At 65.2% G+C, this 19,739-nt stretch carries 17 protein-coding genes; 8 read left to right on the forward strand and 9 right to left on the reverse strand.

The features are described 5' to 3' along the window. Positions 1–42 precede the first annotated feature (42 nt). The 8 genes from FJW07_RS29190 (at position 43) to FJW07_RS29225 (ending at position 9,445) form a co-directional block, all read left to right on the forward strand. On the forward strand, positions 43–1,836 hold the full coding sequence (locus FJW07_RS29190) for a GtrA family protein (RefSeq protein WP_140859647.1): 1,794 nt from the start codon (positions 43–45) through the stop codon (positions 1,834–1,836). 255 nt (positions 1,837–2,091) lie between these two features. After that, positions 2,092–3,441, forward strand: coding sequence for an EAL domain-containing protein (locus tag FJW07_RS29195; protein WP_140654624.1), 1,350 nt, complete (start codon positions 2,092–2,094; stop codon positions 3,439–3,441). A gap of 274 nt (positions 3,442–3,715) precedes the next feature. Then, positions 3,716–4,483 carry an SDR family oxidoreductase gene (locus FJW07_RS29200; protein WP_140859648.1) on the forward strand — a complete coding sequence of 256 codons (768 nt, stop codon included), beginning with the start codon at positions 3,716–3,718 and terminating at the stop codon, positions 4,481–4,483. Beyond that, positions 4,480–5,412: a 2-dehydro-3-deoxygalactonokinase gene (locus FJW07_RS29205; protein ID WP_246680896.1), complete on the forward strand. Its 933-nt coding sequence runs from the start codon at positions 4,480–4,482 to the stop codon at positions 5,410–5,412. Before FJW07_RS29200 ends, FJW07_RS29205 begins: the two co-directional genes overlap by 4 nt. Next, complete coding sequence (locus FJW07_RS29210; RefSeq protein ID WP_140859650.1) at positions 5,412–6,050, forward strand: 2-dehydro-3-deoxy-6-phosphogalactonate aldolase; 639 nt, start codon at positions 5,412–5,414, stop codon at positions 6,048–6,050. The genes FJW07_RS29205 and FJW07_RS29210 overlap by 1 nt, the downstream gene beginning before the upstream one ends. Continuing rightward, the gene (locus FJW07_RS29215) at positions 6,050–6,922 is read left to right on the forward strand and encodes an SMP-30/gluconolactonase/LRE family protein (protein ID WP_140783106.1); all 873 of its coding nucleotides are present in this window, start codon (positions 6,050–6,052) and stop codon (positions 6,920–6,922) included. The genes FJW07_RS29210 and FJW07_RS29215 overlap by 1 nt, the downstream gene beginning before the upstream one ends. A gap of 112 nt (positions 6,923–7,034) precedes the next feature. Next, a complete protein-coding gene (locus tag FJW07_RS29220; RefSeq protein WP_140859651.1) occupies positions 7,035–8,093 on the forward strand; it encodes a D-alanine:D-lactate ligase-like protein in 1,059 nt (352 codons plus the stop codon). Positions 8,094–8,176: 83 nt separating this feature from the next. Further along, positions 8,177–9,445: a low temperature requirement protein A gene (locus tag FJW07_RS29225; protein ID WP_210239922.1), complete on the forward strand. Its 1,269-nt coding sequence runs from the start codon at positions 8,177–8,179 to the stop codon at positions 9,443–9,445. Between the two features lie 17 nt (positions 9,446–9,462). Here the strand turns inward: FJW07_RS29225 and FJW07_RS29230 are convergent, their stop codons facing one another. From FJW07_RS29230 to FJW07_RS29270, 9 genes are all read right to left on the reverse strand, one after another. Beyond that, a complete protein-coding gene (locus FJW07_RS29230; protein ID WP_040986451.1) occupies positions 9,463–9,750 on the reverse strand; it encodes a DUF1330 domain-containing protein in 288 nt (95 codons plus the stop codon). Positions 9,751–9,791: 41 nt separating this feature from the next. Continuing rightward, entirely contained in the window at positions 9,792–10,475 is a 684-nt protein-coding gene (gene pyrF, locus FJW07_RS29235; RefSeq protein ID WP_140709428.1) for an orotidine-5'-phosphate decarboxylase, read from the reverse strand. 23 nt (positions 10,476–10,498) lie between these two features. Further along, positions 10,499–11,095, reverse strand: a complete 597-nt coding sequence (locus FJW07_RS29240; RefSeq protein WP_140641995.1) for an NADPH-dependent FMN reductase — start codon at positions 11,093–11,095, stop codon at positions 10,499–10,501. Positions 11,096–11,174: 79 nt separating this feature from the next. Then, positions 11,175–11,777 carry a phospholipid N-methyltransferase PmtA gene (pmtA, locus tag FJW07_RS29245; RefSeq protein WP_140654565.1) on the reverse strand — a complete coding sequence of 201 codons (603 nt, stop codon included), beginning with the start codon at positions 11,775–11,777 and terminating at the stop codon, positions 11,175–11,177. A 165-nt stretch (positions 11,778–11,942) separates the two neighbouring features. Continuing rightward, positions 11,943–13,073 (reverse strand): molecular chaperone DnaJ, encoded by a 1,131-nt coding sequence (gene dnaJ / locus FJW07_RS29250; protein WP_140859652.1) that lies wholly within the window; start codon positions 13,071–13,073, stop codon positions 11,943–11,945. 222 nt (positions 13,074–13,295) lie between these two features. Then, the gene (dnaK, locus tag FJW07_RS29255; protein ID WP_140641989.1) at positions 13,296–15,212 is read right to left on the reverse strand and encodes a molecular chaperone DnaK; all 1,917 of its coding nucleotides are present in this window, start codon (positions 15,210–15,212) and stop codon (positions 13,296–13,298) included. Positions 15,213–15,674: 462 nt separating this feature from the next. Then, positions 15,675–16,643 (reverse strand): substrate-binding domain-containing protein, encoded by a 969-nt coding sequence (locus tag FJW07_RS29260; RefSeq protein WP_140859653.1) that lies wholly within the window; start codon positions 16,641–16,643, stop codon positions 15,675–15,677. An 18-nt stretch (positions 16,644–16,661) separates the two neighbouring features. After that, on the reverse strand, positions 16,662–17,957 hold the full coding sequence (locus FJW07_RS29265) for an ABC transporter permease (protein WP_140641985.1): 1,296 nt from the start codon (positions 17,955–17,957) through the stop codon (positions 16,662–16,664). Further along, on the reverse strand, positions 17,954–19,534 hold the full coding sequence (locus FJW07_RS29270; protein ID WP_140859654.1) for a sugar ABC transporter ATP-binding protein: 1,581 nt from the start codon (positions 19,532–19,534) through the stop codon (positions 17,954–17,956). Before FJW07_RS29270 ends, FJW07_RS29265 begins: the two co-directional genes overlap by 4 nt. Positions 19,535–19,739: the final 205 nt, after the last annotated feature.

A 19,739-nucleotide genomic window follows, 5' to 3' on the forward strand; every position in this document is an offset into this window, starting at 1 on the left:
GCTAGGTTTAAAACCGATCCTCTCCCTGCAAAGGCCACCGCAATGGGCACAGCCGAAACCGGCGCCGCCACCTGGAAGTCCGATCTGGCGCTGGCGCTGCTTGCCGCCCTGCTCGCTTTCGCCGTCGATGCGTGGGCCGGCTTTGGCCAACTGACCGATGCCGGCGGCGACAACGACAATCTGCTGCGCCTCGTCGAGGTTCGCGACCTGCTGGCCGGCCAGGGCTGGTTCGACCTGCACCAGTACCGGATGGGGCTGGAAGGCGGCTTCGTCATGCACTGGTCGAGGCTGGTCGACGCGCCGATCGCCGCCATCGCGCTTGCCGCCTCGGCGCTCACCGGCAGCAGGCCGCTTGGCGAGGACGTGGCGCAGGTGCTGTGGCCGGCGCTGCTGCTTTGGTCGGCCTTGTTCTTCACCGCCCGCGCCGCGCGCAGCTTCGGCGGCGGCGCGGTGCTGCCCGCCATCCTGATTGGCGCGGCCGGCTACTATTTCATCGGCATCTACGACCCCGGCGCGCTCGATCATCACAACGTCCAGCTGATGCTCACCATGGCGAGCCTCGCTTTGCTGCTCGAGGCGCCTTCCCGGCGCTGGGCCGCGCTGATGTCCGGCCTCTGCGCCGCGCTGACGCTCGCCGTCGGCATGGAAACCGTGCCCTACGTCGCCACCATCGGCCTTTGCGTGTCGTTGTTGTTCGTCGCCGATCCGGGCGGCGAGCGGGCGATCGCCCGGGATTTCGGCCTCGGCTTCGCCGGCGTCGCGGCGCTTGTCTTCCTGGTCACCATCCGTCCGTCTGATTGGGGCGCGGCGCAGTGCGATGCCTTCTCGGTCGCGCAGTTCGCCGTCGCGGCCATTGCCGGCATCGGCCTGGCGGCAATCGCCTCCGCCGAACCCGCCGCAGGCAGCTGGCGGCGCAGGCTGGCGTCGCTTGCCGCGCTGGGCGTCGTGCTCGGCGTGGTCGTGGCGGTGCTGTTTCCGCAATGCCTCTCGGCGCCCTACGCCTCGCTTGACCCGCGCCTCAAGGAATTGTGGCTCGACCATATCGATGAAGCCCAGTCGCTGTTCACCCTGCTTGTCCGCGATCCGGCGCGTGTCGCGGCGCGTTATGCCACGCCGCTGGTCGCGATCGTCCTGATGGCACGGCACTTGCGCCGCGGCGGCTGGCGGCGGCAGGACAGCCTCGTTGCGGCACTGCTCGCCGTCGCCTTCGCGGTCGGCGCCTGGCAGGTGCGCGGCACCACCTTCTCGATCGCCTTCGCGGTCGTCCCGCTGTCGGCGTGGATCGCCAAATGGCGGGCGCGGGCCGAAACCAGTTCCTCGCTTGGCGTGGCGCTGCGCCTTGCGGCTGTCTGGCTGGTCTCGATCAATCCGGTATGGACAGGCGTCGCCGCGGCCGCCTCGGTCGCGTTCGAAAAAGGCAAGGCCGTCGCTGACGGCACCACGACGGATCAGACCTGCGAGAAGAAGGCCACCTTCGCGCCGCTTGGCGCCATGGCCGATACCACCGTGCTCACGATTTCCAATCTTGGAGCGCCGGTCCTCGTCTATAGCGACCATCGCGTCTTCGCCGGTCCCTATCACCGCAATGTCGCCGGCAATCTCCTGGCGCTGGACGCCTTTCTCGGCTCGGCCGACAACGCGCGAGCAATCGTCGAGGCGCATCGCGTCGGCCTCGTCGCCGTCTGCCCCGGCAATGTCGAGACCCTGATCCTGACCCGGAAAGCCCCGCAGGGCTTCCTTGCCGGCCTGCTGCGCGGCTCCGTGCCGGACTGGCTCGAGCCGGTCAGCGGGAAAGGCAGCCCGATCGAGCTCTACCGCGTAAAGCAAGCCGGCTAAAGCAATGTCCCGAAAGGTGCGAAGCGCTCATCCGTTCGCCTCAAACGGGAGCATCCCGGAAAAGATCGTTCGATATTTCTATTAGAGATTACGCATGAACGACTATTGGGCTAGATTACCGTTTTTTGCCCGAAGCTGAACAACCGCCAGCGAGGCAAGCAACTTTTGCATAACGGAAAATCGATTTTCCGATACTTTTCCTAAACGCTTTGCTGCCAGTGTGGCCGAAAATACCGACATCAGAACAGAGGCATGATGCAAACGACGTTTGGCACCAGTCAGCCAGGCAAGGAAAATACGGATCTGGCCTTCACGGATTCGTTGACCGGGCTCGGCAACCATCGTCGCTTCTTCGACAAGGTCGATCGCCTGATCAGCGACCGCGCCGACGATCCCGCGCCGTTCACCGTCGGCATCCTCGACCTCGACGGCTTCAAGCCGATCAACGACCTGTTCGGCCACAAGGCCGGCGACGACATCCTGATCCAGGTGGCGATGCGGCTGCGCGCCTCGATGGATGGCTACTCCACCGTCTGCCGCATCGGCGCCGACGAGTTCGCCTACCTCTACCCGATGGTGTTCTCGGAGGAGCAGGCGGCCGAGAAGTCGCGCATGCTGATCGAGATTCTGTCGGCGCCCTATGATGTCGGCGAACGCACCGCCAGGCTTTCGGCCTCGGTCGGCTGCTCGCTTTTCTATTCCGGCGACGAGACCACCGAGATCCTCATCAACAAGGCCGAGACCGCGCTCTATCATGCCAAACGCTCGGGCCGCGGCCGCGTCGTCGTCTACACCCGCGAGATGGAAGAGGCGGCCAAGCGCGTCACCCGCATCGAGCAGGCGCTGCGCCGCGCCGTCTCGGCCGGCGAGGTCGAACCGCATTTCCAGCCGATCGTCGACTTGAACAGCCGCCGCACCATCGGCTTCGAGACGCTGGCGCGCTGGACCGACCGCGACCTCGGCGTCGTGCCGCCATCCGTCTTCATCCCGATCGCCGAAGAACGCGGCATCATCGGCCCGCTGTCGCAGCTGGTGCTGCGCAAGGCGACCGAGGCGGCGCGCAGCTGGCCGAAGGAATTGTTCCTGTCCTTCAACCTGTCGCCGTCGCAGCTCGTCGACCAGAACACCGGCCTGCATATCCTGGCCATCCTCGACCGTACCGGCTTCGATCCGCGCCGGCTGGAGATCGAGATCACCGAGACCGGCCTGATGAACGATCCGGCCTCGGCCGAGAAGATCGTCGAGGATCTGCGCCGCGTCGGCATCCGTGTTTCGCTCGACGATTTCGGCACCGGCCAGTCGTCGCTCGGCCGCCTGCGCGAGTTCCATTTCGACAAGCTCAAGATCGATCGCGCCTTCGTCTCCTCCATCCTCGACGATCGCCCGTCCGAGCACATCATCCGCGCCATTCTTGCCATGTGCGAGGGGCTCGGCATGGATGTCGTCGCCGAAGGCATCGAGGACGAGGCGCAGGCCGACCGCCTCGTCCAGTTCGGCTGCGCCGGCGGGCAGGGCTATCTGTTCGGCAAGCCGGCCGACGCCGACGCCACGCTCGGCTATCTGCGCGATTCCTATCGCGGAGCGCTGCACGCCAAGGCAATCTGACAAGGTCTGTTGATATTCAGGTGAGGCCGGTCTGCAAATGGCGGTCTCCTGCGCTTCCGGTGCTCACGTACTTTAGGTACGCTCCGCTCCGGTTCTCGGAACCCACCATTTTCGATTCGGCCTGACCTGAATCTCAACAAACCTTGAGCTGCTTCCGGGAGGCGGAAGTGCAGACCTCATTTGTCGGACATAAGCTTCCGAAATCCGACGTTTCTCCCTTGCTCCCGCGCTTTGTCTGGCTAGGATGCGCGCCGGCAAAACGGGAGAACGGATCATGATGCCATCGGCGCGTTTCGCCGACCTTGACGGCGCCTCGGTGCTGATCACCGGCGGCGGCTCCGGCATCGGCGCCGCGTTGACGGAAGGCTTCATGCGGCAGAACGCGAAAGTCGCCTTCATCGATATCGCCGACAAGCCAAGCACTGCCCTTGCCGACCGGCTGGAGAATGAGATTGGCCGCCGCCCGCTCTATCTCAAGGCCGATCTGCGCGACATCGAGGCGCTGCGCGCCGCCGCGGCCAGGGCGGCTGAAGCGCATGGCGACGTCACGGTGCTGGTCAACAATGCCGCGCTCGACGAGCGTCACGCGGTGGAAGACGTCACCGTCGAGTTCTGGGACAACAATCTCGCCATCAACCTGCGCCCGCATTTCTTCACCGCCCAGGCCGTGGCGCCCGGCATGAAGCGCGCCGGCGGCGGCTCGATCATCAACTTCACCTCCACCTCCTATCTGATCAACCACCCCGACATGCCGGCCTACACCGCGGCCAAGGCGGGCATACTCGGCCTGACCAAGGGCCTTGCCGGCAAGCTCGGCGCCGACCGCATCCGCCTCAACGCGGTCGCGCCGGGCTGGGTCATCACCGAACGGCAGCGCGAGCTTTGGGTCACCGATGCGGGGCTTGCCGCCCATGTCGCCAAGCAATGCATCAGGCAAGTGATGCAGCCCGACGACATGGTGGGCACGGTGCTGTTCCTGGCGTCGGATGCTTCGCGCATGCTCACCGCACAGATGTTGATCGTCGACGGAGGCTTCCTGTGAGCCCGGCACCCGCGGTCGCCGCGCTCGACTGGGGCACGACCAGGCTCAGGGCTTGGCTGCTCGATGGCACCGGCAAGGTTCTTGCCGAGCGGCGCGGCGACGACGGTCTGATCACCGCCCGCGAAAAAGGGTTTGCCAACGTGCTGGAAGGCCATCTTGGCGCCATGGGCGCGCCGGACACGCTGCCCGTCATCATCTGCGGCATGGCCGGTTCCCGGCAAGGCTGGATCGAGGCGCCCTACGTCACCGTGCCGGCGCCGATCGGCGCCATCTTGCGCGGCGCCGCCCGCATCGAGGGCTCGAGCCGCGACATCCGCATCGTGCCAGGCCTCGCGCAGCGCCTGGCCGAAGCGCCGGATGTCATGCGCGGCGAGGAAACCCAGCTTGCCGGCGCCGGTTTGCCGGCAAAGGGACACCATCTCGTCTGCATGCCCGGCACGCATTCCAAATGGGTCGCGGTCGACGCTGGCGCCGTCGAAGGTTTTGGCACCTGGCCGACCGGGGAATTGTTTTCGGTGCTCGCCACGCACTCGATCCTGAAACATTCGCTGGGCGAGCATCCCGCTCCGGTCGCCGCGGACAGCCCATTCTTTCGTCAGTGGTGCGAGCGGGCCCTGGGCGAGGGTGGTGATGTCACCTCGAAACTGTTTGCCATCCGCGCAGCCGGCCTCTTGCAGGATCTGCAGCCCGCCGATGCGGCGGCATGCCTGTCCGGACTTCTGATCGGCGGCGAGATCGCCTCGGCAAGGCGCCGCTATGGCGCGAGCGACGCACCGGTGGCGCTGGTCGCTTCGGGCGCGCTGGCCACGCTTTATGGCGCGGCGCTCGGCCTTTCCGGCCTTGCTTTTCGCACTGTCGACGCCGATGAAGCGGTGCGCGCCGGTCTCGTCGAGGCCGCGCGCGAGAACGGCATGATTGGAGGCGCTTGATGAGCCAGACCGCACCCTTCCCGAAGCTGAAACGCGGCCTTGTCGCCATCCTGCGCGGCCTCAAGCCGGCGGAAGCGGTGGCGATCGGCCGGGCGGTCCACGACGCCGGCATCGAGGCGATCGAAGTGCCGCTCAATTCGCCGGAGCCGTTCGCCTCCATCGCCAGCATCGTCGAGGCGTTGCCTGAGACCGCGCTGGTCGGCGCCGGCACGGTGCTGACGGCGGCCGACGTCGATGCCTTGCACAAGGCCGGCGGCCGCCTGCTGGTCAGCCCCAACATCGATCCCGAGGTCATGGGCCGCGCCATGCATCATGGCATGGTGACGATGCCAGGCGTGTTCACGCCCACCGAGGCTTTCCAGGCGATCCGGCTCGGCGCCTCGGCGCTGAAATTCTTCCCCGCCAGCGTGCTTGGATCGAGCGGCATCGCGGCGATCCGCGCCGTGCTGCCGGCAACGACGCTGGTCGGCGCCGTCGGCGGCGTTTCCGACAAGGATTTTGCCGGCTACAAGGCGGTCGGCGTCAGCGTCTTCGGACTGGGGTCGAGCCTCTACAAGCCGGGCGCCAGCGTCGAGGACGTGGCGCAGCGCGCCCGCGCCGCGGTCGCCGCCTGGGATGAAGCTTTCGGAGTGGCGTGATGGACGGCGTTTCGGTTTTTTCCGACCATATCTGCGAGCTCGGCGAAGGCCCGAGCTACGATCCCGCCACCGACACGCTGTTCTGGTTCGACATCGTCAACGGCGAGCTTCTGGAAAAGCCGCTTGCCGGCGCGCTGAAGGTGCATGATCTCGGCGTCATGGCCAGCGCCATCGCCGTCATCGACGACGACCGCCAGCTCATCGCCACCGAGGTCGGCCTGCAGGTCCGGGACGTCAAGACCGGCAGGCTGACGCTGCACACGCCGATCGAGGCCGACAACCCGCTGACGCGCTCCAACGATTCCCGCGTTCATCCCTGCGGCGCCTTCTGGACCGGCACGATGGGCAAGGACGAGGAGAAGGGCGCCGGCTCGATCTACTGGTTCTTCAAGGGCGAGCTGCGCCGGCTGTTTTCGGGCATCACAGTCTCGAATTCCATCTGCTTCTCAGAGGACGGCAAAATCGCCTACTACACCGACACTGCGACCGGGCTTCTGATGCGCGTCGCCTGCGATCCGGCGACCGGCCTGCCGGCCGGTGAAGTGAAAGTGTTCGTCGATCATCGCTCCTCGAAAGGCTATGTCGACGGCTCGGTCGTCGACCGCGACGGCGTGCTGTGGAACGCCGTCTGGGGCGGCAGGGCGGTGAAGGCCTATGCGCCCGACGGCACGCTGCTGCGCGAGATCGCCATGCCGGTGACGCAGGCGTCCTGCCCCGCCTTTGTCGGCCAGAAAGCCGACCGCCTAGCGGTGACCTCGGCCTGGAAAGGCAAGGACGAGAAGCAGCGCGCGCTCGATCCGCAGGCCGGCATGACCTTCCTGCTCGATATTCCGGTCAAAGGCCGCTTCGAGCCGCGCGTGCTGATCGCCTGAGCGGAACGGCGCGCAGCTGTCGCGCAACCGTCCGGCCCGGTCGGTTTCCCGCAAGCCAATCATCGGCGCCATGCGATGGTGGCGGCCGACGTCCCTCCAGAGCAGTCCACCCATGCCGCGTAGCAATCCCAAGCTGATCCTCGTCCATGAGCCCGAGAAGGCTTGTTTCGACCGGCTGGTCGCGGACGGCCATGCGCCGGATCGCGCCGCCGAGATATCGTCCTACCTGGCGCAGTCGACCGATCTCGCGCCCGATTTCGATGCGCTGGCCGTCGCCTGCGACAAACGCGGCCTCGCCTTCGTACCGGTGGAACTGGATGCCGCCGCAAACGCGCTCGCCGGGGCTGACCCAAACGTCACGCTGGTCTGGACGCTGACCGACGGCATCGCCTATTTCCGTGGCGGCGCGGCCCCTGCGCTCGCCCGCCTCAACGGCCTGCGCACCATCGGTGCCGACGATTCGCTGTTCGCGCTTTGCCAGGACAAGTTCCGCTGCGGCGCCGTGCTTGGCGCTCTCGGTCTTCCGGCGCCGCAAGCAGGCCTTGCCCGACACGGCGAATGGCTTGTCGAGCCGCCGCCGTCGCCTGCCGGTTGGTTCGTGAAACCCAACCGGCTCGGCGCCAAGATCGGCATCTGGCCGGATTCCCGCGTCACCGATCTCGGCCATGCGTCGGAGCTTAGCCGGCGTGTCTTTTCCCATTATCGCGACGATGTCGTCGTCCAGCCCTATGTCGCCGGCCGCAACGTGCGCGCGAGCTTCCTCGGGTTGAAACCCGAAACCGGCGTCGAAGCTTTGGGCATCTTCTTCGTCGATTCCGGCGGCGACTTTCAGACCATGGCCGATAGCATGGCGCTCTATGGTGAAACCGGCCAGGCCGCGAAGGATGCGGGCACCTATGCCGAGCCGGAGCTCGAGCCGGTCGGCTCGAGCCAGCCGGCGGCCGACCGGAAAATCCGCGCCATTGCGCAAAAACTGATAAGCGGTCTTGGCCTTCGGGATGTCTTTTCCGTCGATTTCAGGGTCGAGGCCGACGACACCGTGCATCTCATCGAGTTCGAAGTGTGCCCCGGCCTGCCCTGTTTCGATTTTCGCGACTATTGCCGCACGCAGTGGGACCTGAGCCTCGCCGATGCGATGGCGGAGACAGCGGCCAACAGGCTCTTTGGTTGAGACAGGCTCTCGGCGCGATAGCCGCGCCTTGACGCTTGATTCATCGCCTCTACTGTCGCGGCTGTGTCAACGAGAGCCGCGCAATGAACACAACGCCCGTCAGCGTTCAAAGTCTCCACCATCATTTGAAGCGCATGAGCGGCCGCGACCCGCATGAGGAGCATCGCGTCGCCACGCCGCTCGAGCTGCTCTTCGACCTGACTTTCGTCACCGCTTTCGGCCTCGCCTCCTCGCAGCTGGCGCATGCCCTGGCCGAGGGCCATTATGCGGCCGGCCTGCTCGGCTTCGGCTTTGCCAGCTTCGCCATCTGTTGGGCCTGGATCAATTTCTCCTGGTTCTCCTCGGCCTATGACACCGACGACTGGGTCTTCCGCCTCATCACCATGGTGCAGATGATCGGTGTGCTGGTGCTGGCCATCGGCCTGCCGCGCATGTTCGCCTCGATCGAGCATGGTGAGCATCTCGACAATTCCGTCATGGTGCTGGGCTACGTCATCATGCGCGTCGCCATGATCTTCCAGTGGCTGCGCGCGGCCAGGCAGGATCCGGCGCGGCGCGGCATCTGCCTCACCTATGTCACGGCCATCGCCATCGCCCAGGTCGGCTGGGTGGTGCAGATCCTGGTCGATTTCTCGATCGAGACCAGCGCCGTGCTTGCAATCATCCTGCTGCTGGTCGAGCTTGCCGGGCCCGTGCTCGCCGAGCGCAGGAATGGCGGCACGCCCTGGCACGCGCATCACATGGCCGAACGCTACAGCCTGTTCGCCATCATCGCGCTTGGCGAAGGGGTTGTCGGCACGTTGGCCTCGTTGTCGGCCGTCGTCGAGGAGCAGGGCTGGAACCTCGATGCCGCGCTTGTCGGCGTCGCCGGCACCGGTCTCACCTTCGGCATGTGGTGGTGCTACTACATGCTGCCGTCGGCACCGGTCCTGCATGCGCACCGCGACCGCTCATTCGTCTGGGGCTACGGCCAGATGCTGATCGTGGCCGCGATCGTCGCCACCGGCGCCGGCCTGCATGTCGCGGCCTATTTCCTCGAGCACAAGGCCCATATCGGTCCGCTGGCGACGCTGCTCTCAACCGCGATCCCGCTCGCCATCTTCCTCGGCATGATCTATGTGCTCTACTATTATCTCGTGCGGCGCTTCGACCCGTTCCACATCTGGCTGCTGCTGGCCACGGCGGCGGTCGTGACACTTGCCGTCGCCGCCGCCATTGCCGGCGTCGACATGGCGGTGTGCCTGATCATCCTGACGCTGGCGCCGGCGGTCACCGTCGTCGGCTACGAGATCCATGGCCACCGGCATGAGGCGGAATCGCTCGCCATCGACGAGCGGCACACGCTGCACTGACGGGTTTTCGAGGCTGGTCAGATGCCTTCGACCAGCACGATCTCGCCGTCGGCCACTTTCTGACGGATGGCGACGGCGCGCTGGTATTCCGGCGAGTGGTAGCAGTCATGCGCCGCCGCAAGCGATTCGAATTCGATGATGACGTTGCGGGCGCGGCCCGGCCCTTCGGCCTTTTCGTGCTCGCCGCCGCGCGCCAGGAACTTCGCGCCGAAGCGGTCGAAGGCGAGCTTCGCGGCGGCGACATAGTCCTTGTAGCCCTCGGCGTCGCGCACATCGACACGGGCGATCCAATATCCCTTCGGCATTCTTTTTCTCCTGTCTTTCTTTCGCGACCGAGGACCGGACCTCAGGCCGATTGCATTTCGGCGAGTATCGCTTCGGCCGCGGCGCGCCGGTCCGGCGCCGCGACGATCGGCCGGCCGACGACCAGGTGGCTGGCGCCGTTGCGGATCGCCTGCGCCGGCGTCACCACGCGTTTCTGGTCGCCATGGTCGCTGCCCGCCGGCCGGATGCCCGGCGTCACCACCGCCATGTCGGGTCCGACGATCCGTCGCACCGCCTCGGCCTCCTCGGCCGAACAGACGATGCCGCCCATGCCGGTGTGCAGCGCCTGTTCGGAGCGTCTGAGCACCAGCGTGTGCGGGTCGTATTCATAGCCGGCGTCGATCATGTCCTGCTCGTCCATCGAGGTGAGCACGCTGACCGCCAGCAGGCAAAGCTCGCTTCCCCTGGCCGCCTCCACGGCGGCCCGCATGGCCTTCGGATAGGAATGGATGGTGAGCATCGTCATGCCCATCCTGACGATGTTCTCGACCCCTTTGGCCACCGTGTTGTCGATGTCGAGCAGTTTCATGTCGAGGAACACCTTGGTGCCGCCGCTGGCCAGTTCCCGCGCGAAGTCCAATCCGCCGGCGAAGGCGAGCTGGTAGCCGATCTTGTAGAAGGAAACGGCGCCTTCGAGCTCGCGCACCGCCTTCTCGGCCTCCTTCAGCGTCGGCAGGTCGAGCCCGACGATCAGCCGCTCCCGCATTGCATCGGCCTCCGCGAAATTGATCACGCCTCGATCCGGGTGGACAGCATGCGCGAGGTTTCGATCAGTGTACGGCATAGGCGCTCCATCGATTGGTGTAGTCTGGCGTCCTTGAACTGTCCGTCCTCGGCGAACGCCGTGTCGGCCTCGGAGACCGAGCATTCCGGCGTGATCACCTCCATCTGGCAACGCACCAGCACCGCGCGCAGATGATTGATGCAGCGTATGCCGGCGAATTTGCCCTCCGATGACGAGCAGAGTCCGACCGGCTTGCCGGCAAACGGTCTGTACGCGCGGCTGCCGTCGCGCCGTATCCGGCTCACCCAGTCGATGCTGTTCTTGAGCAGGGGCGGGATCGAGCCGTTATATTCGGGCGTCGCGATCAGCAAGCCGTCATGGGCGGCGATCTGCCGGCCGAGCTTGACCGCGTTCTCGGGGATGCCTTTTTCCTTTTCCAGGTCCTCGTCCATGATCGGCAGCGGATAATCGCCGAGCGAGATGCGCGTCACCTCGGCGCCCTGCATGGCGAGTTCCTTCTGCGCCGCATCGGCGGTCCGGCCGCTGAAGGCGCCGGTCCGGACCGAGCCGGCGAAGACGAGGATTCTTGGGATCACGGGCATTGCTTCGCAAAAGGCAGTAGGCAGTAGGGGATAGGCATTAGGAGAGTGGTTTCCTGACTATTCCCTACTGCCTACTGCCTTATCCCTCCCTTCGGTAGATCCAAAGCTGCGTCGGCGGGATGTTGCGGATGATGAAATCGAAATGCTTGACCGTGTAGTTGCCGCGGCCGGGCGGGATCGGCGACAGCGGGCCGTAGGTCAGCTGCACGATCGGCCTGCCGGCGGGAATGCGGTCGAGCAGGCTTTCGATATAGGCGATGCGCTGGGCGACCGGGAAGTTGAGCAGCGGCACGCCGGAAACGACCGAATCGAACACCATGTCGCGCTTGTCGCCGAGCGTGGCATTGAGATTGAAGGCGTCGCCCTCGATCACGTTGACGCCCGGATAGAGCCCGCGCAGATGGCGCACGAAGTCGGTCGAGTATTCGACCGCGTAGAGGTTTTCGGGCTTCACGCCCTGGGCCAGGATGGCGCGGGTGATGACCCCGGTGCCGGGCCCGACCTCGAGCACCGGCAGGCCCGATCTCGGATTGACAATCGACGCCATCTTGCGGGCGGTGATGGAACTGGTGGGAACGATCGAGCCGACGGTTTTCGGCTTGTCGATCCAGCCTTTGAAGAACTTCAGCTCGTCGTCGAATTTTTCCGCCAGCGCTTTGCGCAACCCGGGACTACGTGCCATGCGAGCTCTCCTCAATGCTCACCCCCCGATCCGCTACTTAGCAGTTGGGTGGGACAAGGCAAGGCGTCAACCTGGCATAAGGTGTTGACGACGCTTGGGAAGCCGAACGCAAGTCGCTCAAAAGCGCGAAGCGGTTTTGGGACAACGACTTGCGTCAAAAAGACCTCAGCCTTCGCCGAACGACTCGAGGAAGTCCTTCATGCGGGCGAAAAAGCCGCTCGACTGGGGCGAATTGTCCTTCGAGGAGAGTTGCTCGAACTCTTCCAGCAGTTCGCGCTGGCGGCGCGTCAGGTTCTGCGGCGTCTCGACCGCCGTCTGGATATAGAGGTCGCCGACATTGGGCTGGCGCAGCACCGGCATGCCCTTGCCCTTCAAGCGGAACTGGCGGCCGTTCTGCGTGCCTTCCGTCACCTTGACCTTGGTCTGCGTGCCATCGAGCGTGGTGACCTCGAAGGAGCCGCCAAGCGCGGCCGTCGTCATCGAGATCGGCACTTTGCAGTAGAGATCGGCGCCGTCGCGCTGGAAGAATTCATGCGGCTTGACCGCCAGGAAGATGTAGAGGTCGCCGGACGGTCCGCCGCGCAGGCCGGCTTCGCCCTCATTGGCCAGCCGGATGCGGGTGCCGTCCTCGATGCCGGCCGGGATGTTGACCGACAGCGAGCGCTCCTCGGTGACGCGGCCCTGTCCGGCGCATTTCGGGCAGGGGTCCTTGATCGTCTGGCCGCGGCCCTGGCATTGCGGGCAGGTGCGTTCGATCGAGAAGAAGCCTTGCGTGGCGCGCACCTTGCCGTGGCCGTGGCACATCGAGCAGGTCACCGGCTGCGTGCCGGGCTTGGCGCCGCTGCCGGAGCATTCCGAGCACGAGATCGAAGCCGGCACGCGGATCTGCGCCGTCTTGCCGGCAAAGGCTTCTTCCAGCGTGATTTCCATGTTGTAGCGCAGGTCGGCGCCGCGTTCGCGGCCGCCGGAGGAACGGCGCTGGCGGCCGCCCATCATGTCGCCGAAAATATCCTCGAAGATGTCGGCGAAGCCGCCGGCGCCGAAACCGTGTGCTGCGCCGTTCATGCCGCCCTGCTCGAAGGCGGCGTGGCCGAAACGGTCATAGGCGGCGCGCTTCTGCGGGTCCTTCAGCGTCTCGTAGGCTTCGTTGATTTCCTTGAACTTGTGCTCGCAGGCACCGTCACCCGGGTTGCGGTCGGGATGGAACTGCATGGCGAGCTTACGGAAAGCGCTCTTGAGTTCCTTGTCGTCGGCGCCTTTTTGCACGCCCAGCGTTTCGTAGAAATCAGCTTTCATTTTTTCCCGCTGTCCGGATGCTCAATGTCTTCAAGCATTGTTGGCGACGTTTGCCGGCACGTTCTTGGATTTAGGAGCGATGTTTCCCGGATGCTAGTACCAAGCCGGCGCCACTCCGGGTTTTTCCGTCACATTTTCAGGCAGATCCGCACTTTTTCAACGAAGGTTGCAAAAAAGCCCGGCCTTGCGCCGGGCTTTTGCACTTATTCGCCGTCAGCCGGCTCAAGCCGACTTCTTCTTGTCGTCGTCTTCGTCGATTTCCTCGAAGTCGGCGTCGACCACGTCCGAATCCTTGGCGGCATCCGCCTTGGCGTCGGCTTCGGCCGCTTCCTTCTGCGAGGCCTCGTACATGGCCTGGCCGAGCTTCATCGAAGCTTCGGCAAGCGACTGCGACTTGGCCTCGATATCGGCCGGGTCGTCGCCTTCGGCCGCGGCCTTCAGCGCGGCGATGGCGTCGGCGATCGCGGTGCGGTCAGCCTCCGAGACCTTGTCGCCATAGTCCTTGAGCGACTTCTCGGAAGAATGCACCAGCGCTTCGGCCTGGTTGCGCGCCTCGACGAGGGCACGGCGCTTCTTGTCCGCGTCGGCATTGGCCTCGGCGTCCTTCACCATCTTCTCGATGTCGGCGTCGGACAGGCCGCCCGAAGCCTGGATGCGGATCTGGTGCTCCTTGCCGGTGCCCTTGTCCTTGGCCGAGACGTTGACGATGCCGTTGGCATCGATGTCGAAGGTGACCTCGATCTGCGGCACGCCGCGCGGGGCCGGCGGGATGCCGACCAGGTCGAACTGACCGAGCATCTTGTTGTCGGCCGCCATTTCGCGCTCGCCCTGGAAGACCCGGATCGTCACCGCCGACTGCGAATCCTCGGCGGTCGAGAAGGTCTGGCTCTTCTTGGTCGGGATCGTGGTGTTGCGCTCGATCAGCCTGGTGAACACGCCACCCAGCGTCTCGATGCCCAGCGACAGCGGCGTCACGTCGAGCAGCAGCACGTCCTTGACGTCGCCCTGCAGCACGCCGGCCTGGATGGCGGCGCCGAGAGCGACGACCTCATCCGGGTTGACGCCCTTGTGCGGCTCCTTGCCGAAGAACTGCTTCACGATCTCCTGGATCTTGGGCATGCGCGTCATGCCGCCGACCAGCACCACTTCGTCGATCTCGCCGGCCTTCAGGCCGGCATCCTTGAGCGCCGCCTTGCAGGGCTCGATGGTGCGCTGCACGAGGTCCTCGACCAGGCTTTCGAACTTCGCCCGGGTGAGCTTCATCGTCAGGTGCTTCGGGCCGCTGGCGTCGGCGGTGATGAAGGGCAGGTTGATTTCGGTCTGCGTCGTCGACGACAGCTCGATCTTGGCCTTTTCCGCGGCTTCCTTGAGGCGCTGCAGGGCAAGCTTGTCGTTCTTCAGGTCGATGCCCTGTTCCTTCTTGAACTCGGCTGCCAGATACTCGACGAGCCGCATGTCGAAGTCCTCGCCGCCGAGGAAGGTGTCGCCGTTGGTCGACTTCACCTCGAACACGCCATCGCCGATTTCCAGCACGGAAATATCGAAGGTGCCGCCGCCAAGGTCATAGACCGCGATGGTCTTGCCGTCCTTCTTCTCCAGGCCATAGGCGAGCGCCGCGGCCGTCGGCTCGTTGATGATGCGCAGCACCTCGAGGCCGGCGATCCTGCCGGCGTCCTTGGTCGCCTGGCGCTGGGCGTCGTTGAAATAGGCCGGAACGGTGATGACCGCCTTCTCGACCTTCTCGCCGAGATAGGCTTCCGCCGTCTCCTTCATCTTCTGCAGGATCATGGCCGAGATCTGGCTGGGCGACTGCTTCTTGCCGCCGGCCTCGACCCACGCGTCGCCATTGTCGCCCTTGACAATCTTGTAGGGGACAAGCTTCTTGTCCTTCTCCGTCACCGGGTCGTCATAGCGGCGGCCGATCAGGCGCTTGACCGCGAAGATGGTGTTTTCCGGATTGGTGACCGCCTGGCGCTTGGCCGGCTGGCCGACGAGACGTTCACCGTCATTCGAGATGGCGACGATGGAAGGCGTCGTGCGCGCGCCTTCAGCGTTCTCGATCACCTTGGGGTCTTTGCCATCCATGATGGCGATACAGGAATTGGTGGTGCCGAGATCGATACCGATAACTTTTGCCATTGTTCTAGTCTCTCCTCTAAGCAGGCTCTCAGGACCCTTCAAAAGGCGTTCCGACGAAAGCCCCTGTTCACAAGAAATCCCATCGCGGTCCCCGCTTTTCGAGGCCGGACGGCTGGCGCGTATATAAGAACAGGCGACACAAGGCGCAAGCATTCTGCGCAAGGTGTCCGTCGTCTCGACGCGGGCCGGAAGGCGAGCCGCCGCGCCTTGCGGCAGGACCGGCGCGAGATTGCGCTATCGCATTGTTCCGGATCGCTTTTTTGAAACAGGCGCAGTTGACGGCGCGCGGATAGGCCTTCCGGGCAGGGCAAGGCTTGCCCTGGCGGGCGTGACTTTCGGTCGCGAAAGAGCCGGAAATCCGCGTTGCCGCCATGGTTTCGGCACCTGGCGACGAAATTGAAGAGCGCCCGGCGCCCAGGCAAAAGCCCTGCCGGGCGCGTGGCCCGGCAGGGTATCCCGGGCTTAGAGCCCGTTGTCCTTGAGAATCTTGGCGGCGTTGTCCTTGGTGACCTTTTCCGTCGGCAGCGTGATGGTCTTCTCGACCTTCTCGCCGTTCAGGAACTTGATCGCCTGGCGCAGGCCCTCGGCGCCCGGCGTGACATAGGTGAAGGTCGCCGTCAGTTCGCCCTTGTTCACCATCTGCACGCCTTCGTTGGGCAGGCCGTCGATGCCGATGAACTTGATGTCCTTTTCGCGCCCGACATCCTTGGCCGCGAGATAGGCGCCATAGGCCATCGGATCGTTGTGACCGTAGACGAGGTCGATCTTCTCGTTGGTCTTCAGCGCGTTGGCCATGATGTTGTAGGCCTGGTCCTGCTTCCAGTCGCCCGACTGCTGGTCGAGCAGGTACTTGATGCCCGGCTCCTTGTCGGTGAACTCATGGAAGCCGTCATGGCGGTCATGCGCCGGCTGCGTTCCCATGCCGCCCCAGATCTCGACGACATTGCCGGCGGCCTTGCCCTTGCCGCCGAGGAGCTCGACGGCGTATTCGCCCGCGGCGCGGCCGATCAGCGCGTTGTCGCCGCCGACGAACTGCGTGTAATCCTTGGTGTCGACATTGCGGTCGAGCACGAAGACCGGGATCTTGGCGTCGATCGCCTGCTGCACCACGCCGGTGAGCCCGGCCGATTCCTTCGGCGACACCAGCAGCGCGTCGACTTCCTGGCGGATCAGGTTCTCGACATCGGCGACCTGCTTTTCGGTCTTGTCTTCGCCGTCGGTGATGATCAGCTCGACTTCCGGGTGCTTGGCGGCCTCCGCGATGATGTCCTTGTTGAACTGGGCGCGCCAGGGCTCGATGGTCGTCACCTGCGAGAAACCGATCTTCCACTTCTTGTCCTGGGCAAAGGCATGGTTGCCAGACAAGATTGCGGTGGTCGTCAGCAGTGCCGCCGCGAAAGTGGCGAGCTTCAGCATATCACGTCGTTTCATGGTCCTGTTTCCTCCGGATTATAGAGACGAGGTCTCCTGTGACGGTCGCTTGGCCGCGGCCGTTTCCTTTTGCGCCGCCCGTCCGTTGGGCAGGCGCAGATAGCTGAGAAGGTCGCCGGCGTTGCGCTCCTGCACGAGCACGGTGCCGATGATGATCGCTCCCTTCAGCACCAACTGAAGGTTGGAATTGATGTTGTGCAGTTGCAGGATGTTGGACAGCAGCCCGAAGATCAGCACGCCGCAGAAGGTGCCGATCAGGCTGCCGCGCCCGCCCATCAGGCTGGTGCCGCCGATGACCACGGCGGCGATGGCGTCGAGCTCGAGCCCCGCGCCGGCATCGGGCTTGCCTTGCCGGTACTGCGCCACGTAGAGCACCGCCGCGATGCCGGCGAGCAGGCCGGACACGGCATAGGTGGCGATCTTGACGCGCCCCGCGGCGATGCCCGAAAGCCGCGCCGCCTCCTCATTGCCGCCGATGGCGTAGACATAGCGGCCGAAGGGCGTGAAGCGCAGCACCGCGCCGTAGATCACGATCGCGCCGAGGAAGAACAGGCCCGGCATCGGTACGACGCCGAACACCAGCGAACGCAGGATCTCGAATTCGGCGGTGGCGTTGGAGCCGGTATAGACCGGCAGCACCGCATTGTTCTGGCCGGCGGTCAGCCTGGCGATGCCGAGCGCCGTCACCATCATCGCCAGCGTGACGATGAAGGGCTGCAGCCGCCCGGCGACGATGATGAAGCCGTTGATGGTGCCGAACAGAAGGCCGACGCAAGGCGCCACCAGAAGCACGCCGAGCACACCGAACTTGGTCTCGACCTGCGGCAGCAGGTACCACAGCGAAAGGCAGCATAGGATGACGCCGACCACGCCCGGGATGACCAGCCCGCGCGCCTTGTCCAGCCGCACCTCGCGGCCGGCTTCGGCGCCGGCGCGGGATTTCTCGATGTTGAGCAGGATGAAGCGGGTGACGAGCGCGCCGAGGCACAAGGCGACCAGAGCCGTTGTCGGCACGCCGAGCGCCGCCGACGGCGTGACGCCCGGCACCGTCAGCAGCATGGCGCAGACGACCGAGCAGATCGCCATCAGCGAGCCGACGGAAAGATCGATGCCGCCGGTCAGGATCACCGCCGTCATGCCGGTGGCGATGAGGCCGGTGGTCGACACCTGGCGCAGCACGTCGAGCAGGTTGCCGTAGGACAAGAAGATGTTGTTGCCCTTGGAACTGATCGGCGAGCCGAACACGCCGATCAGGAAGATGGCGATCAACCCCCAGTAAAGCTTGGTGCGGGAGAGAAGGCTGATGAGGTTCATGCGGCGGATCTCGCTGTGCGTCTCGGCGCGGCGAGCCGCATGATCGCTTCCTCGCTGGCGTCGGCGCGGGACAGGATGCCGCGCTGGCGGCCTTCCGCCATGACCAGGATGCGGTCGGCCAGATGCAGAAGCTCGGGCAGTTCGGAGCTGATCACGGCAATCGCCAAACCGTCGCCGGCGAGCTTGAAGATGAGGTCGTAGATTTCGCGCTTGGCGCCGACATCGATGCCGCGCGTCGGCTCGTCGAGCAGAAGCACGCGCGGCCGCGTCGCCAGCCATTTGCCGATCACCACCTTCTGCTGGTTGCCGCCCGACAGCGTGCCGGCGGCCTGCTCGATGCTCTCGCAGCGTATGCCGAGCGCGCCGACCGCCTCTCGCGCAAGGCCTTGCTCGCCCGAGCGCGAGCGCAGGCCAAAGCGCGCCAGCGCGCCGACCAGAGGCAGGGCGACATTGTCGGTGATCGAGGCTTGGAGATGCAGGCCTTGCGTCTTGCGGTCCTCGGTCACCAGGGCGATGCCGAGCCGTCGGGCCTCGCGCGGCGAGCCGATCTCGACCGGCGCGCCGTCGAGCCGGATCTCGCCGCCGGACCTGCCGCCGCTGGAGCCGAAGATCGCTTCCAGGATTTCGGTGCGGCCGGAACCCAGCAGCCCGCCAATGCCGAGGATCTCGCCGGCGGCAAGGTCGAAGCCGACGCCGTCGATCACCGTGCGCCAGCCATGGCGGTCGGGCTTCGACAGCGACAAGTCCCTGACCGAGAGCACCACCTTGTCGCCGGGGCCGCCTTCGTGGCCGGAGGAAGCGAGGAGGTCGCGCCCGACCATAGCCGAGATGATGGCGTCTTCGCCCAGTCCCGCCATGTCCTCAGTCAGCACATGGCGCCCGTCGCGCAGCACCGTCACCCGGCTCGCCAGATGCATCACCTCGTCGATGCGGTGCGAGATGTAGACGATCGCGACGCCGCTTGCCGCAAGCTGGCCGATGATGCGGAACAGCCGCTCGCACTCGGCCGGCGACAGCGCCGAGGTCGGCTCGTCCATGATCAGGATGCGCGCCGATTTCGACAGCGCCTTGGCGATCTCCACCAGTTGCTGCTCGCCGACCCTGAGCGTGCCGACCCGCGCTTCCGGATCGAGCTCGATGCCCAGCCGCTGCAGCAGCGCGCTGGCGGCGCGGCTGCTCGCCTTGCGGTCGACGACCAGCCCGGCGATCAGCTTTTCGCGGCCGAGGAAGATGTTGTCGGCGACGCTGAGCTCGGGAACGAGGTTGAGCTCCTGGTGGATGATGGCGATGCCGGCATCCTCGGCGTCGCGGACGCCGGTGAAACGCACCGCCTGACCGTCGATCGCCACGGCGCCTTCGTAATCGGTATAGACACCGGAGAGGATCTTCATCAGCGTCGACTTGCCGGCGCCGTTCTCGCCCATCAGCGCATGCACCTCGCCGGGCCTGAGGTCCAGGCTCACATCGGACAGCGCGGCGATGCCGCCAAATCGCTTGGAAATGCCGGTCGCGCTCAGGACGACGGCGGGACCGTCGGCGGCCGCAATGCCAGTCGTGATGGAATCAGCGCGCTGCATGGCAAAAGGACGGCCTCCCTCCGTCGTCTTCAACTGCCCGAACGCTAATCTAAACGTTTCGAACGTGTCAAGCGTCTATCTCCTCACCGAGGATTGATGCATTTCAATTCTTGCGAAAAACGCCGGGTTTACGTAGGTTTAGCCAAATAAGGGTGGCTAAACGTTTCGAAAATGACGGTATCAGGGCGGAAAAAACAGCGGAAAT

The organism is Mesorhizobium sp. B3-1-9 (genome assembly GCF_006439595.1).
GTDB lineage: Bacteria > Pseudomonadota > Alphaproteobacteria > Rhizobiales > Rhizobiaceae > Mesorhizobium.

Bases quoted from the DNA above. Each gene is read 5' to 3' on its own strand.
- dnaK (WP_140641989.1), bottom strand. From the start codon at position 15,212: ATGGCAAAAGTTATCGGTATCGATCTCGGCACCACCAATTCCTGTATC.
- FJW07_RS29230 (WP_040986451.1), bottom strand. From the start codon at position 9,750: ATGCCGAAGGGATATTGGATCGCCCGTGTCGATGTGCGCGACGCCGAG.
- FJW07_RS29195 (WP_140654624.1), top strand. From the start codon at position 2,092: ATGCAAACGACGTTTGGCACCAGTCAGCCAGGCAAGGAAAATACGGAT.
- dnaJ (WP_140859652.1), bottom strand. From the start codon at position 13,073: ATGAAAGCTGATTTCTACGAAACGCTGGGCGTGCAAAAAGGCGCCGAC.
- pyrF (WP_140709428.1), bottom strand. From the start codon at position 10,475: ATGCGGGAGCGGCTGATCGTCGGGCTCGACCTGCCGACGCTGAAGGAG.
- FJW07_RS29270 (WP_140859654.1), bottom strand. From the start codon at position 19,534: ATGCAGCGCGCTGATTCCATCACGACTGGCATTGCGGCCGCCGACGGT.
- FJW07_RS29210 (WP_140859650.1), top strand. From the start codon at position 5,412: ATGAGCCAGACCGCACCCTTCCCGAAGCTGAAACGCGGCCTTGTCGCC.
- FJW07_RS29225 (WP_210239922.1), top strand. From the start codon at position 8,177: ATGAACACAACGCCCGTCAGCGTTCAAAGTCTCCACCATCATTTGAAG.
- FJW07_RS29220 (WP_140859651.1), top strand. From the start codon at position 7,035: ATGCCGCGTAGCAATCCCAAGCTGATCCTCGTCCATGAGCCCGAGAAG.
- FJW07_RS29240 (WP_140641995.1), bottom strand. From the start codon at position 11,095: ATGCCCGTGATCCCAAGAATCCTCGTCTTCGCCGGCTCGGTCCGGACC.
- FJW07_RS29215 (WP_140783106.1), top strand. From the start codon at position 6,050: ATGGACGGCGTTTCGGTTTTTTCCGACCATATCTGCGAGCTCGGCGAA.
- FJW07_RS29190 (WP_140859647.1), top strand. From the start codon at position 43: ATGGGCACAGCCGAAACCGGCGCCGCCACCTGGAAGTCCGATCTGGCG.
- FJW07_RS29265 (WP_140641985.1), bottom strand. From the start codon at position 17,957: ATGAACCTCATCAGCCTTCTCTCCCGCACCAAGCTTTACTGGGGGTTG.
- pmtA (WP_140654565.1), bottom strand. From the start codon at position 11,777: ATGGCACGTAGTCCCGGGTTGCGCAAAGCGCTGGCGGAAAAATTCGAC.
- FJW07_RS29200 (WP_140859648.1), top strand. From the start codon at position 3,716: ATGATGCCATCGGCGCGTTTCGCCGACCTTGACGGCGCCTCGGTGCTG.
- FJW07_RS29260 (WP_140859653.1), bottom strand. From the start codon at position 16,643: ATGAAACGACGTGATATGCTGAAGCTCGCCACTTTCGCGGCGGCACTG.